This is a genomic window from Streptomyces sp. NPDC050535, from assembly GCF_044457665.1.
Lineage (GTDB): Bacteria > Actinomycetota > Actinomycetes > Streptomycetales > Streptomycetaceae > Streptomyces.
The window spans coordinates 835,003-848,680 of the sequence record NZ_JBITHE010000001.1; the positions used below are offsets into that span (position 1 = coordinate 835,003).

The following is a 13,678-nucleotide window of genomic DNA, read 5'->3' on the forward strand; positions in this document are numbered from 1 at the left end:
GCCGCGAAGGCCCGGTTCAGACGCGCCGGTCGCCACGCTTCCCCTGCCTTTCGCCGATCACCAGGCCCCCTTGAGTACGACCACACTGGCGTCGTCCCGGCGTACGGCTGCTTCGCGGAGCAACTGGCCGGCCATGACGAGCGGTGAGTGGCTCAGCAGACCCGGCAGCGTGCGGGTGTCCCAGCGTTCGGTCAGTCCGTCCGAATGCATCACCAGCGCGCCGTGCTCGGGAAGCGGTTCCTCGAAGGTCCGCAGTCGCCGCATGTGCGCACCGACGATTCCCGGCGCCGACAGCAGGGTCTTCCGCCCGTCGTCGCCCACGAGGAATCCGCTGATGTTGCCGATCCCGCAGTACAGCAGCCGTCCGGCGGCGGGTTCGACCCGGGCCACGGCGACCGCCCCGCCGCGGGTGCCCCGCAACGCGAGGTGAACGGCGTTGAGGACGCCCTCCGGGCTGAGGTCGCGCGTGGCGTGGAACGCCTTGACCGCCGCCTGGCTCGCACGGGCCGCGAGCGGCCCGTGGCCCAGGCCGTCACACAGCATCACCAGGACGGGGGGACGGCTCCCGGCGTCGTCGCCGACGGCGCCCCGCACGGCCCACGCGTCCCCGCACACGGTCTCGCCACTGATGGGCCTGGTCACACCGGAGGCGAGGGACGCGCCCGAGGGGCCGACCACTGCTCTGCCGTCTGCGGTGCGCGGCCAGAACCGCGCCGACATGACCGTTCCGCGGCCCGGAACGGAATGCAGGTCGAAATGGTCCGCGAGGCGCGAGACCGCGCCGAGACCGATGCCCAGGGTGCCCGCGCTGGACACCCCGTCGGCCAGGACGGCGGAGACGTCCGGCATCCCGGGCCCGGAGTCGACGGTGAGGAACTCCACCCCGGCGTCGTCCCCGGAGCGCACCGCGCGCAGCAGCAGGGCGCCGTCGTCGGCGTGCCGCTGCACGTTCGTGGCGGCCTCGGTGACGGCGAGGGCGACCTCGGCCGATCGGTGGGGGTTGAGCCCCAGGCGCCGGGCCAGCGCGGCTGCCGCGCCCCGGGCGGCCGTCGCCAGCGACGGACCGTCCCGGAACCACGCCACGTCCTCGCTGTCCAGGAAGGTTTCGGTGTTCATCGAGCCCACTTGATGATCGTCACGGTGGTGCCATCTCCCGGCGCGGTGTGCAGCCGGAAGTCGTCGACGAGGCGGCGGGAACCGCTGAGGCCCAGCCCCAGCCCGCTGCCCGACGTCCAGCCGTCGGTCATCGCCTGCTCGACATCGGGGATACCGGGGCCGGAGTCCTCGAAGACGGCGCCCACCCCGCGCTTGTGGTCGACGCGGACCAGCCCGGCGCGTACGGTGCCGCCGCCGCCGTAGATGAGGGTGTTACGGGCGAGTTCGCTCGCCGCGGTGATGATCTTCGTCTGGTCGACCAGGGACAGCCCGCACGCCTGGGACAGCGCGCGGATGGCCTGGCGGATGTGCACGAGGTCGCCGCTGCGTGTGACGGGAAAGACCTGGGGCTCTTCGCCGGCGGTCCAGAGCCCTGTCACCGCAAGGCCGAACTGCTGGACCGGCTCAGCTTCGCCAGTCCCTTCTCCAGGTCCAGGGCAGTGCTGACGCCGCCGAGTGAAAGGCCCAGCTCCACCAGGGTGATGGCCACCGCCGGACGCATGCCGACGACCACCGTCCGGGCGTCGAGTACGCGGGAAATGGCCGCCACCGTGGCCAGCATGCGCCCCACGAACGAGTCGACGATCTCCAGGGCGCTGATGTCGATGATCACACCCCGGGCCGACTTGGCGACGATCTGCTCGGCCAGGTCCTCCTGAAGGTTCAGCACCGTCTGGTCTTCGAGGTCGAACTGCACGGAGACGATCAGGGTGTCGCCGAGCCGAAGGATCGGAACGCGGTCACTCATCGCTGGACGCCCTGGTGTGCGACCAGGTCCACGCCGGACCTGCGCAGGGCCAGCTTCAGCGCGTCGGCCAGGCTGGCCTTCGTCACGATGTCGTCGAACTCGATGCCCAGCGCGACGATGGTCTGCGCGATCTGCGGGCTGATGCCGGACACGGTGCACTCGGCGCCCATCAGCCGGGCGGCGACGATGGTCTTGAGCAGGTGCTGGGCGACCTGAGTGTCCACCGCGGGCACGCCCGTGATGTCGATGATCGCCTGCTCCGAGCCGGTGTCCACGAGGGCCTGGAGGAGCTTCTCCATCACCACCTGCGTCCGCGCCGAGTCCAGCGTGCCGACCAGCGGTACGGCGATGACTCCGTCCCACAGCCGGACCACCGGCGTGGACAGCTCGAGAAGCTGCTCCGCCTGCGCCGTGATGAGCTCGTCCCGCGTCTGTGTGTACGTCTCGATGGTGAAGAGCCCCAGACCGTCCAGGAGGCGGGCCAGTTGCAGATAGGCGCGGACAGCTTCGGCGGAGCCGCCCTCCAGAGAGGGTTCGAGGACTCGCTTCAGCGCGAAGACGCTGATGGCGGTCTCACTGGGCGAGAAGTTCTGCCGGGCCCTGTTCCGCGAGAGCTCCGTCAGCAGGGCGCGGACCTCCGACATCGACTCCGCGTGGACATCGGAGGCGCCCTGCCGCAGAGCGTCGACCAACGCCTCGTACAACTCACGCAGCTCGCGTTCGACCTCGGCCCTGCTGATTCGGCCGCCCAGTGAACCCGACACCTCGGTGATCCACGACGCGGCCAGGTCCTGGTCCTTGACGGTCAGGAGTCCCACCAGGTCCCCAGCGTTGTCTCGCTTCACCATTGAGGTGCTCCTTCAGTGTTCATATCGTCGCATCAGGGTTGGCCCGCGAAGCGTACGCCAAGGCTCGGACAGGCTTGGCGTGACGGTGGGAGTGAAGGATTCGGTGGTCCGGCCGCGCTATGAGGTCAGCTCTCCAGCGCCTCGCGCAGGGTGGGAAGGCAGGGTATGAACGAGTCGATGCCGACGAGCTCGATCACTCGCAGCACGGAAGCCCGCGCCCCGGCCACCCGCAGCCAGCCCCGGGCGTCCTCGGCCGCCCGGTAGGCGGAGATCAGCATGTTGATCCCGCTGGAGTCCATGAAGGTCACGTCTGTGAGATCTGCCACGGTCCGAGGCGACGCGGTGCCCGGCGGCGGGCTGAGTGCCGCTCCGACGCGGTCACGCGCGGTGTGATCCAGTTCGCCGCACAGGGTGACGACCCGGACGCCCTCGACGGTGGAGAGGCTGACCGAGAGATCGCTGGGGTGTGCGGGATGTGCGTCTGTCACCATGTCCTCGACTGGGCTTGCCGGTGCGGCTCGGACCGGAGTGTGCGTCGCAAGTCTGCCCCGATGGTAGGGGCGGCCATGCTCGAAGGGACGACCAATTCGAGTAAGTACCGCATGCGACCGGCCGCGCGGGGTAGTTGCGAACGGACAACGGGAACGTAGGTGGACAAACGGTGGAGTCAGTCGGAAGCGACGGCGAGGGGCCGCCGGACGCACGTCCCATAGCCGCCGCCATGCCTCTGAACGGCGGCGACGGCTGTATCGCCGAAGCACGTCACTTGGCGACCGACTTCCTCACCCACGCCCGGACGGACCGGGGTGTGGCCGTCTCCGCCCGCGCGATGGACCTCACTCAGTTGGTGGTCAGCGAACTGGTCACCAACGCCCGTAAATACGCCCTCGGTCCCATGCTGATGGAACTGCGCATAGTGGACGCCATGGTCGAGATAACCGTGCAGGACAGCGTCCGCGAGCTGCCGGTCGCCCGCACCGTCGACCCGCACAGAGTCGGCCAGCACGGTCTGGAGATCGTCATGGCCGTCGCCGAGAAGTTCCATGTCCAGATCGAACCGGCCGGCAAACGCGTCACCGCCTGCCTCGCGCTGGCCGACGAGTCGGTCGACAGCGTCGGTGGGACCGACTCCCCACGCGGCCCCGCATGACATCCGCCACACCGGGTCGTCGATGACGGGGTCCGTCAGTCGGACTTGCCCAGCGACCAGCCGGACACGTCCGTGAGCCGGCCGCGCCACAGGGGCATGAGGACGTTCCCGCCCGTTCCGGCGAAGCCGGTGGCGTCACGCAGATGGATCCACTGCGGCAGCCGCCGCGGCACCGGGTGATCCTGCTTGGCGGCGACGACCTCATCCACCTGCTCGGGAAACCGTGCCAGCAGCTCGGCCCCGGGATCGTCGACGCCGTGCAGGCTGCGCGCCCATTCGGCCGTCCACGCCTCGTGGGAGATCAGGTGCCCGGAGAGAAACGCGCCCCCGACGACCAGGGTGAGCGGCAGAGCCGCCTGGGGGTCCTCACCGACCAGCCGAACCAGCATCTGGAGCTGGAGGTCCGGCACCGGCTCGGTGACGACGGGTGCGGCCGGCTGGTGAAGCGGATCCTGCTCTGTACTCATGCCCGGGGGTCCTTTCGATACTGCGCCGGTGCGTCTGTGGTGATCCTCTCCTGCCCCCTGCGATCACGTGCATGTCCGTATGACCGGATCCCTTCCACCGGGGCCTCGGACCCGGTGGCAGCGCGAGGCTAGAGAGCACTGCCCGCCGTCCAGTCCGCCCAGGACAGGTTCCAGCCGTTGAGCCCGTTGGCCGGGTCCACGGTGACCTCGTCGGAGTTCTTGACGATCACCACGTCACCGAGCATCGAGCTCTCGTAGAACTTGTAGCCGTCCACGGAGGTGTCGTCCGCGCCCTTGGTGTCGTGCATGCTCACGCACCCGTGACTGGTGTTGCTGCCGCCGAAGACCGATGTCGACGCCCAGTAGTTGCCGTGGATGAAGGTGCCGGAGGTGGTCAGGCGCTGGGCGTGCGGCACGTCGGAGATGTCGTACTCGTCGCCGAGGCCGACGGTCGAGGACTCCATCCGGGTCTCCTTGAACCGCTCGCTGATCACCATGATCCCCGACCACGTGGTGTGGTCCGCGTCACCGCCGGTCACCGGATAGGTGGCGAGGGTCGAGCCGTCCCGGACGACCGTCATCGTCCTGGCCGCCAGGTCGACCGTGCTGATCTGGGCGCGGTCGATGCCGAAGGTGACGTCCTTGGACTGGGTGCCGTAGACGCCGTCCGCGCCCTCGATGTCCTTCAGGCGCAGACTCAGCGTGATCTTCGTACCCGCCGCCCAGTACTCCTCGGGCCGGAAGTCGAGCCTGGTGTCGCTGAACCAGTGGCCGACCACCTCGACGGCGGGCTCCGCCGTCACCGTGATCGCCTTCTCGACGGCGGCCCGGTCCGAGACGGCCTTCGTGAAGTTGACCGACACGGGCATGCCGACACCGGAGGTCGAATTCGCCTCGGGAGTGAAATATCCCACGAAGGTCTCGCCGGGGGACTTGGTGGTGAAGGTCGCCGTCTCCGCGTCGGCCCCTTCCGCCTGGGCCGTGACCGTGTATTTGGTGCCGGAGAACGGGTTGTCGCTCGACGTCCATGTCGTACGGGTGTCGTTGTACGCCCCGGCCAGGGTGGAGCCGTCGTTGCCGGTGACCTTCACGGCCGACAGTGTGCCGTCGGCCACCGCGACCTCGACCGGGCTGGTGAAGCCTGCCTTCTTCGTGCCGTCGGCGGGAGTCACCGTGATCGACGGCGCCTTGGCCTTCGTCTGCGCCCCGGTGCTCGCGGCGGGTGTCGCGGTCGTCGCCTCCGAGGCGTCCGCCGAGTCGCCGCAACCCGTCAGGACGGTCGCCGGAACGGCACCGAGCACGGCGAGGATCCCGCGCCGGGACCACGCGGGACGTGCGGACCGGTTCGATGCCTGCCGCCCGGACCGGTTCGGCTGCTGCTCGGACCGGTTCGATATCTGAGGGTCGCCCACGGTACGCCTTTCTTAGATCACCACTGCGGGTGCATCCTGCGCCTCTTCCATTTGTTGATTCTTTGAATCCAGGGGGTCCCACCTGAGATTCCTGTGAGGGCGCTCCGAGAGCGTCCCGCGCGCGGGCGCTGTCTCGTCCGGGGCCCTGTTCGATCACGTGTCGGACACGAGCTCCGTCGCGGGGCCGGGGGGCGGGCAGCCTGCGGGCATGGCGAGACGCGGGGGATGTCTGACGAACGGCTGTCTGGCGGTGCTGATGCTCGCACTGGTCCTGGTCATCGGCGTGATGGTGTCGGTCCGGATCACGGACTCGCGGGCCGAGAACGACGCACAGGACCAACTGGCGACCGCGGTGGACGGGACGAGCGCCGAACTGGCGCGGGCGGCGGGGGACGGCGTACTGCTCGACACGGAGATCCTGCGAGCGGTCCGGAGCGTGAACAAGCCCGACAGCGAGATCCGGCGGGACGGCCGACGGGTGACCGTCACGGCGCGGTTCGTGGGTTTCGTGGGTGGCGGGTTCTTCGGTTCGGCGCAGGCGGACGGCTGCTACCGCTTCGAGGTGGTTCCGGCGGGCACGGAGCCGTCCGTCTCCGTGCGCGAGGTGTCCCAACGGGTGTGTTCGGCGCGCTCGTCCGCACCCGGCCGGGACGCCGTCGCCGTCGCCGAGGACGTCGTGGCCGAACTGCGCACGGCGGTGATGAGCGGCGGTGCCGAGTCCGCCCGGAGCGCGGCCGTATGGGAGACCCCGGGGATCGACCTGGAGGGTGCGGAGGCCGAGAACGGCCGGCTGACCGCCGTGGCGTGGCTCTCGGGCGGTACGGACTCGATGGGAAGGGACTGCTACGAGTTCCACGCCGGAAAGAAGAGCGCCACCGCCGAGAAGGTGGAGCCGGAGGGCTGTTACGGAGTCTCGTGAGGACGGCCCGGCACCCGGTACGGAGTCTCGTGAGGACGGCTCCCGGCTCCCGGCGGATCCTCAGCGCGGCTCCGGACGCCACCCCAGCGCCCGGGAGATCCCGCGCGCAGCGACCCGCACCGCGGGTATCAACACCGGTACCCGAGAATCGACTTGAGGGACCACGACCGACACGGCGGCGACAACGGGCCCGCCCACGCCGCGCACCGGAGCGGCCACCGACAGCGCGTCCTCGGTGATCTGACGACTGCTCACCGCCACGCCCACGCGCCGCACTTCGGCCAGCTCCCGGCGCAGCCGAGCCGGATCGGTGACGGTGTACGGGGTGAAGGCGGCCAACGGGCGCTCGCAGTAGGCCTCCTGGAACGCGGGGTCGCCATGCGCGAGCAACGCGAGCCCCACGCCGGTGGCGTGCAGCGGCCAGCGGGCGCCGACCTGGATGCGTACGCCGACCGCGGAGCGCCCGGATATCCACTCGATGTAGACGACCTCGAAGCCGTCGCGGACCGCCAACTGCACGTTCTCGTGCGTGGCTTCGTACAGGTCCTCCAGGTAGGGCAGCGCGATCTGCCGCAGCGCGAGCCCGCGCGGTGCGAGCGCCGCGACCTCCCAGAGGCGCAGGCCCACGTGGTAGACACCGTCCTCGTCCCGCTCCAGGGCGCCCCACTCGGTGAGCGCGCCCACGAGCCGGTGCGCCGTGGTGAGGGTGAGCCCGGCGCGGCGGCTGATGTCCGTCAGGGACAGCGCGGGGTGCTCGTGGTCGAACGCGGCGAGCACCGCGAGGAGGCGGTCGGGCGCGGACAGCGCGGTCATGGCCCGCGCCGTCAGTCGAGTTCGGTTTCGGCGACGCGTCGCAGCAGCGCGTGCAGGGTCTCCCGCTCGGCGGGGGCCAGGGGCTTGAGCAGGTCGTTCGTCACGCGCAGGCCCGCCTCGTCGGTGTCACGCAGGAAGGTCCGGCCGTCCCCGGTGAGTACGACGGTCCGGCTGCGGCGGTCGTCGGGGGAGGGGCGCCGCTCGGCGAAACCGAGCTTCTCCAGGTCGTCGACGAGCCCCACGATCGCGCTCGGGTCGTAGCCGAGGTGTGAGCTCAGCTCGCGTTGCAGCGCGCCGTCGGAGGTGGCCAGGAAACGCAGCAGCGCGTAGTGCCGCAGGCGCAGCCCGGACTCCTGCAGGAAGGTGTTGAAGAGCTGCCCCGAACGCAGGCCCAGCCGGTACAGCAGGTACCCGGTGTCCGCGTGCAGCCCGCGCATCCACGGCTCCCGGGCGTCGATGGCATCAGGCGGAGCGGGGCTGGTGACGCGCTGCTGACCTGCGATGACGGGCTCCCTGGGCCGGGCCCCGGGGTGGGGCGGTTCATACGTACGGAACACAGCATGACCTAAGGAAGGGACGGCAACAACTATTGACGTCAACAATTATTGCTCTTAGCTTCGATGTCGAAGCCGCGGCGAGGCGACTCGTAGCCGCGCCACCACGCGAAGGGACCTCCCCGTGCCCAGCATCGATCTCACCGGCAAGGTGGCCGTCGTCACCGGCAGCGGCCGCGGCCTCGGCCTGGCCTACGCCCACGCACTCGCGGCGGTCGGCGCCAAGGTGGTCGTCAACGACATCGACGAGGCCGTGGCCGAGCAGGCCGTTAAGTCCATCAACGAAGCGGGCGGCAGGGCCGTGGCCGAGGTCGTCGCGGTCGGCACGGCCGAGGCCGCGGACCGGCTCGTCGCCCGTGCGGTCGACGAGTTCGGACGGCTCGACATCCTGGTCACCAACGCCGGCATCCTGCGCGACAAGGTCCTGTGGAAGATGACCGACGAGGACTTCGACGCGGTGATCACCACCCATCTGAAGGGCACCTTCACCTGCGCCCGCGCCGCCGCGGTGCGCCTGCGCGAGCAGGGCGAGGGCGGCACCCTGATCCTGGTCGGTTCGCCGGCCGGCCAGCGCGGCAACTTCGGTCAGACCAACTACGCCGCCGCGAAGGCCGGCATCGCCGCCATGGCCCGTACCTGGTCGATGGAGCTGGGCCGCGCGGGCATCACCGTCAACGTGATCGTCCCGGTCGCCGCGACCGCGATGACCGAGACCATCCCCGCCTTCGCCCCCTACGTCGAGGCCATGCGCGAGGGTGAGCCGCTCCCCGACTTCCTCCGTAAGGGCGAGGGCTTCGGCACCCCCGAGGACTGCGCGGCCCTCGTCCCCTTCCTCGCCTCCGACGCCGCCCGGGGTGTCACCGGGCAGGCCATCGGAATCGGCGGTGACAAGGTGGCGCTCTGGTCGCACCCGCGGGAGATCAGGGCGGCGTACGCGGACGGCGGCTGGACCCCGGACACCCTCGCCGACGCCTGGCCCACCTCCGTGGGCGCCGAACCGCAGACCGTCGGCATCCCCGCGCCGAAGCTTCCGGAGGCGTGATGAACCCGGACGAACTCGTCGCGATCGACGTCCACACCCATGCGGAGGTGTCCTCCAAGGGGCACTCCTCCCTGGACGACGGCCTGAACGACGCCTCCGCCGCCTACTTCAAGGTCGAGGGCAAGCGGAAGCCGACCCTGGAGGAGACGGCCGCCTACTACCGCGAGCGGCGGATGGCCGCCGTGATCTTCACCGTCGACGCCGAGTCCGCCACCGGCACCGCACCCGTCCCGAACGAGGAGGTCGCCGAGGCCGCCGCCGCCAACGCGGACGTGCTGATCCCGTTCGCCTCCATCGACCCCTTCCGCGGCAGGGCGGGGGTCAAGCGGGCCCGTCGGCTGGTCGAGGAGTACGGGGTGAAGGGCTTCAAGTTCCACCCCAGCGTCCAGGGCTTCTTCCCCAACGACAGGTCGGTGGCGTACGAGCTGTACGAGGTGATCGAGGAGACGGGCACCATCGCCCTCTTCCACACGGGGCAGACGGGCATCGGCGCCGGGGTGCCCGGCGGGGGCGGCATCCGCCTCAAGTACTCCAACCCCCTGCACGTGGACGACGTCGCCGCGGACTTCCCGCATCTGAAGATCATCCTGGCGCACCCGTCCTTCCCCTGGCAGGACGAGGCCCTCGCCGTCGCCACGCACAAGCCGGGCGTGCACATCGACCTGTCCGGCTGGTCGCCGAAGTACTTCCCGCCGCAACTCGTGCAGTACGCCAACACCCTGCTGAAGGACAAGGTCCTCTTCGGCTCCGACTATCCCGTCCTCACCCCCGACCGCTGGCTCGCCGACTTCGCGAAGCTGCCGATCAAGGACGAGGTCCGGCCGAAGATCCTCAAGGAGAACGCCGCCCGGCTGCTCGGGCTGACGAAACCGTAGCTCCGCCGGTCGTATCCGTAACTCGCAAGGGGGCGCGACGATGCGCAACGAGGGACTGGGGTCGTGGCCCGCACGCCGGGCCCGCAAGACGCCCGAACGCACCGCCCTGATCCACGGGGCCACCGAAGTCACCTACGCGCGACTGTACGAACGCACCACCCGCCTCGCCCAGGCCCTGCGCGCCCTCGGCCTCCGCCGCGGCGACCGGATCGGCTATCTGGGCCCCAACCACCCGTCGTACCTGGAAACCCTCTTCGCGGCCGGCACGCTCGGCGCGGTCTTCGTGCCGCTCAACCCCCGCCTCGCCGGACCCGAGATCGCCTACCAGCTGGGCGACTCGGGAGCCAAGGCCCTGGTGTACGCCCCGGCACTGGCCGGACTCGTCGCCGGCCTGCCCGGCGACGCCGACGTCCGGACCTACGTCGAAATCGGCCCGCGCTACGAGGAGTTGATCGACCGGGCCGCCGCCGAACCGGTCGACCAGCCCGTCACCGCCGACGACACCTGCGTCATCATGTACACCTCGGGCACGACAGGCCGCCCCAAGGGCGCGATGCTCACGCACGGCAATCTGATCTGGAACGCCGTCAACGTCCTCGTGGACACCGACCTGGTCGCCGACGAACGCGCCCTGGTGTCCGCCCCGTTGTTCCACACCGCCGGGCTGAACATGCTCGCCCTGCCGGTGCTGCTCAAGGGCGGCACCTGCGTGCTGGCCGAGAGCTTCGACCCCGCGGCCACCTTCGACCTGATCGAACGGCACCGGATCACCTTCATGTTCGGCGTGCCGACGATGTTCGACCAGGTGGCCCGCCATCCGCGCTGGGCCGACGCCGACCTGTCGTCACTGCGGATCCTCACCTGCGGCGGGTCCCCGGTGCCCACCCCGCTCATCGCCGCCTACCAGGAGCGCGGGCTCACTTTCCTCCAGGGCTACGGCATGACCGAGGCCGCGCCCGGCACGCTCTTCCTGGACGCGGAACACGCGGCGAGCAAGGCGGGTTCGGCGGGGGTGCCGCACTTCTTCAGCGATGTGCGGGTCGTGCGGCCCGACTTCACGCCGGCCGGCATCGGGGAAACGGGTGAGGTGGTCGTCCGCGGACCCCATGTCATGCCCGGCTACTGGGGGTTGCCGGACGAGACGGCCGCCGTGTTCGCCGACGGCTGGTTCCGCAGCGGGGACGCCGCCCGGATCGACGAGGACGGCTACGTCTTCATCGTGGACCGCATCAAGGACATGATCATCTCGGGTGGCGAGAACATATACCCCGCCGAGATCGAGGACCAGTTGCTGGCCCACCCCGACATCGTCGAGTGCGCGGTCATCGGCGTCGCGGACGACAAGTGGGGCGAGGTGCCGCGCGCGGTCGTCGTCGCCGGGGAAGGCGTCGAGCTGGACCCGGACGACGTGCTGGCCGCGCTCGCCGGGCGGCTCGCCAAGTACAAGATCCCCAAGTCGGTGGTCGTCGTGGACGAACTCCCGCGCACCGCCTCCGGAAAGCTCCTCAAGTCCCGTGTGCGCCAGCGCTACGGCACCAACTCACAGACAGGGAACGGCACATGAGCATCACCGTGAACGGCCTCGACGAACTAAGGAAGCTCGCGGGCGGCGACCTCGGCACCAGCGAGTGGATCGAGATCACCCAGGAGCGGATCAACACCTTCGCCGACGCGACCGGTGACCACCAGTGGATCCACGTCGACCCGGCGAGGGCGGCGGCAGGCCCCTTCGGCGCCCCGATCGCCCACGGCTACCTCACCCTCGCCCTCTTCATCCCGCTCTTCACGGAGCTGCTGGACGTCGAGGGCGTGACGACGAAGGTCAACTACGGCCTGAACAAGGTGCGTTTCCCCTCGCCGGTGAAGGCGGGATCGCGGATCAGGCTGGTCGCGAGGCTCGCCTCGGTCGAGGACGTGCCGGGCGGAGTCCAGATCACCGTCGACGGCACGATCGAGACCGACGGCGGCGGGAAGCCCGCCGCCGTCCTCCAGAGCCTCTCCAGGTTCTACGTCTGACGCACTCAGCGGCCCGTCACATCGACGAAGACCGGGTTCGCGTAGAACCAGGTGTCGGCCCACGGGTCACCGTCCCCGGGCGCGTGGGTGATCGGGCCGTGCGGGTCGACGCCGGCGCCCAGATATCCCGCGCCGCCCCGGTTGCCGTCGCTGCCGCGCAGCCGGACGTAGAAGGACTCGTCGCCCGCGACCAGCGGGACGCGCAGCGTGTACGTCCCCTTCCGGCCGCTGACGTCCACCGTGCGGACGACCCTGGTGTCGGGCGCCCGCCAGTCGTCGCGGGCGGCGGCCGGACCGCGTACCGCACCGCGGATCACGTCGACGTGCGCCAACTCGGGCAGGATTCCCCGCGGGTTGGGGCGCGAGGCGCTGGTCACCGTGATCGACAGGGTCAGCCTGTCGCCCTCGCGGACGCGCAGCCGGCCGCCCATGGTCACGCCGCGCCCCTGGTCGCGGTCGCGCTTGAGCCGGACGTCGAGCCCGTCGATCAGGTGTCCGTGGTCGAGCCAGACCCGGCCGGCCCGCAGGCCCGACATCACCGCGCGGTAGCCGTAGCGGGTGACGCCCACGTGGGTGCGGCTGAACTGGCCGGGCCAGAAGTCGCTGCCGGCCTGCGGGGTGTCGGTGTTCACCGGGTCCGGCAGCTTGCCGGTGTTGTCGAAGTTCTGCCCGGCCGGCCAGTCGCCGTTCTTCCAGGTGTCGAACACGATCCGGTGGGCGTCCGAGTTGGTGGTGACCGAGAACAGCCTGCCCTCGGACAGCATGGCGTCCCAAAGGCCGCCCACCGTCGCGGTCGCCCAGTCGAAGCCGCCGTAGGTGAGGTAGGCGTCCGCCGGGTAGCCGGACCAGGACTGGGCGGACGGCTTGTTCTCGTACTCGCCGCGGATCGAGTTCGTGCCGCGCCAGCCGGGGATGGCCGCGCCCTGGGCGCCGGGGGCGCCCTCCATGCCGATCATGATCTCGGGCGCCGCGTCCCGCCAGTCGCGCATCTCCCGGGGCGAGTCGATGCCCAGGCGCAGCGGGTGGTTGGCGAGGACCAGTACGTCGTCGACGTATCCGGTGCGCCGCTGCTCGGCCAGCCACTTGATCGCCTTGACGGCGTGCGCCTGATTGCGTGCCGTGTTCGCGTTGTCGGCGGCGCCGTCGGTGTACCCGAGCAGCTTGCCGTCGTAGGCCAGCTCGAACCGGGTGAGCAGGTCGACCTCGTGGCGGCCCGGGGCGGCGAAGACCGTGCCGTGCTCGGCGGCGGGGATGTACCACTCAAGGCCCTGGAAGATCAGCTGACGCGGGTTCTCGGCGCGCGCCTGGAGGATCTCCCGCCGCTCCAGCGGGGCGCCGTACTGGGCGTGCCCGAAGTTGGAGTGCTCGGTGAACACCATCCAGTCCAGGCCGTACTCGGCACCCGCGGAGGCGAGTTGGGAGAACGTGTACTTCGCGTCGTGGCTGTAGACCGTGTGGACGTGGTGGTCGCCGACGAGGTAGGCGAGACGTGGGTCGTTGCCGCCGAGGTCCTGGCCGTGCGCCACCGCCGGGGTCGCCAGGGAACCGGCGGCGAAGGCGGCGCTGAACAGGCCTGCCCGGCGCAGCAGTTGGCGTCTGGAGACACCCTGCGCGTCGAGGCGGGACGGGGAGACGGACGGATCGGCCCAGGCGGGCAGCTGCTGGTCGGTCATGGTCTG

16 protein-coding genes are annotated in these 13,678 nt (G+C 70.4%); 6 read left to right on the forward strand and 10 right to left on the reverse strand.

All coding sequences use genetic code 11. The annotated features are described in order from the left end of the window. Nucleotides 1-57: 57 nt before the first annotated feature. From ACIBLC_RS03505 to ACIBLC_RS03525, 5 genes are all read right to left on the reverse strand, one after another. Nucleotides 58-1,116: an ATP-binding SpoIIE family protein phosphatase gene (locus ACIBLC_RS03505; RefSeq protein ID WP_399208945.1), complete on the reverse strand. Its 1,059-nt coding sequence runs from the start codon at nt 1,114-1,116 to the stop codon at nt 58-60. Further along, a complete protein-coding gene (locus ACIBLC_RS03510; RefSeq protein WP_399208946.1) occupies nt 1,113-1,535 on the reverse strand; it encodes an ATP-binding protein in 423 nt (140 codons plus the stop codon). The genes ACIBLC_RS03505 and ACIBLC_RS03510 overlap by 4 nt, the downstream gene beginning before the upstream one ends. Further along, nucleotides 1,532-1,903: an STAS domain-containing protein gene (locus ACIBLC_RS03515; protein ID WP_399208947.1), complete on the reverse strand. Its 372-nt coding sequence runs from the start codon at nt 1,901-1,903 to the stop codon at nt 1,532-1,534. Before ACIBLC_RS03515 ends, ACIBLC_RS03510 begins: the two co-directional genes overlap by 4 nt. Beyond that, nucleotides 1,900-2,751 (reverse strand): STAS domain-containing protein, encoded by an 852-nt coding sequence (locus tag ACIBLC_RS03520; protein WP_399208948.1) that lies wholly within the window; start codon nt 2,749-2,751, stop codon nt 1,900-1,902. Before ACIBLC_RS03520 ends, ACIBLC_RS03515 begins: the two co-directional genes overlap by 4 nt. 125 nt (nt 2,752-2,876) lie before the next feature. Next, nucleotides 2,877-3,242 carry an STAS domain-containing protein gene (locus ACIBLC_RS03525; RefSeq protein WP_399208949.1) on the reverse strand — a complete coding sequence of 122 codons (366 nt, stop codon included), beginning with the start codon at nt 3,240-3,242 and terminating at the stop codon, nt 2,877-2,879. 230 nt (nt 3,243-3,472) lie between these two features. On the opposite strand from ACIBLC_RS03525, the gene ACIBLC_RS03530 reads away from it, so the two are divergent. Then, nucleotides 3,473-3,901 carry an ATP-binding protein gene (locus tag ACIBLC_RS03530; RefSeq protein WP_399209274.1) on the forward strand — a complete coding sequence of 143 codons (429 nt, stop codon included), beginning with the start codon at nt 3,473-3,475 and terminating at the stop codon, nt 3,899-3,901. Between the two features lie 35 nt (nt 3,902-3,936). Here ACIBLC_RS03530 and ACIBLC_RS03535 read toward each other — a convergent pair whose 3' ends face one another. Next, nucleotides 3,937-4,368, reverse strand: coding sequence for a hypothetical protein (locus ACIBLC_RS03535; protein WP_399208950.1), 432 nt, complete (start codon nt 4,366-4,368; stop codon nt 3,937-3,939). Between the two features lie 128 nt (nt 4,369-4,496). Then, a complete protein-coding gene (locus ACIBLC_RS03540; RefSeq protein ID WP_399208951.1) occupies nt 4,497-5,780 on the reverse strand; it encodes an Ig-like domain-containing protein in 1,284 nt (427 codons plus the stop codon). A 208-nt stretch (nt 5,781-5,988) separates the two neighbouring features. On the opposite strand from ACIBLC_RS03540, the gene ACIBLC_RS03545 reads away from it, so the two are divergent. After that, complete coding sequence (locus tag ACIBLC_RS03545) at nt 5,989-6,699, forward strand: hypothetical protein (RefSeq protein ID WP_399208952.1); 711 nt, start codon at nt 5,989-5,991, stop codon at nt 6,697-6,699. A gap of 60 nt (nt 6,700-6,759) precedes the next feature. Here ACIBLC_RS03545 and ACIBLC_RS03550 read toward each other — a convergent pair whose 3' ends face one another. Together ACIBLC_RS03550 and ACIBLC_RS03555 are read right to left on the reverse strand one after the other, a co-directional pair. Continuing rightward, entirely contained in the window at nt 6,760-7,512 is a 753-nt protein-coding gene (locus ACIBLC_RS03550) for an IclR family transcriptional regulator (protein ID WP_399208953.1), read from the reverse strand. An 11-nt stretch (nt 7,513-7,523) separates the two neighbouring features. Then, on the reverse strand, nt 7,524-7,949 hold the full coding sequence (locus ACIBLC_RS03555) for a MarR family winged helix-turn-helix transcriptional regulator (RefSeq protein ID WP_399209275.1): 426 nt from the start codon (nt 7,947-7,949) through the stop codon (nt 7,524-7,526). Between the two features lie 241 nt (nt 7,950-8,190). Here ACIBLC_RS03555 and ACIBLC_RS03560 point away from each other — a divergent pair, with 241 nt between their 5' ends. Genes ACIBLC_RS03560 through ACIBLC_RS03575 form a run of 4 tightly spaced genes read left to right on the forward strand, consistent with a single transcriptional unit; the run spans nt 8,191 to nt 11,999 of the window. Beyond that, complete coding sequence (locus ACIBLC_RS03560; protein ID WP_399208954.1) at nt 8,191-9,108, forward strand: SDR family NAD(P)-dependent oxidoreductase; 918 nt, start codon at nt 8,191-8,193, stop codon at nt 9,106-9,108. Then, a complete protein-coding gene (locus tag ACIBLC_RS03565; RefSeq protein ID WP_399208956.1) occupies nt 9,108-9,983 on the forward strand; it encodes an amidohydrolase family protein in 876 nt (291 codons plus the stop codon). Before ACIBLC_RS03560 ends, ACIBLC_RS03565 begins: the two co-directional genes overlap by 1 nt. A gap of 40 nt (nt 9,984-10,023) precedes the next feature. Beyond that, complete coding sequence (locus ACIBLC_RS03570) at nt 10,024-11,547, forward strand: long-chain fatty acid--CoA ligase (RefSeq protein WP_399208957.1); 1,524 nt, start codon at nt 10,024-10,026, stop codon at nt 11,545-11,547. Then, nucleotides 11,544-11,999 (forward strand): MaoC family dehydratase, encoded by a 456-nt coding sequence (locus tag ACIBLC_RS03575; protein ID WP_399208958.1) that lies wholly within the window; start codon nt 11,544-11,546, stop codon nt 11,997-11,999. The genes ACIBLC_RS03570 and ACIBLC_RS03575 overlap by 4 nt, the downstream gene beginning before the upstream one ends. A gap of 5 nt (nt 12,000-12,004) precedes the next feature. On the opposite strand, the gene ACIBLC_RS03580 is transcribed toward ACIBLC_RS03575, so the two are convergent. Then, nucleotides 12,005-13,672 carry a PHP domain-containing protein gene (locus tag ACIBLC_RS03580; protein ID WP_399208959.1) on the reverse strand — a complete coding sequence of 556 codons (1,668 nt, stop codon included), beginning with the start codon at nt 13,670-13,672 and terminating at the stop codon, nt 12,005-12,007. Nucleotides 13,673-13,678 lie beyond the last annotated feature (6 nt).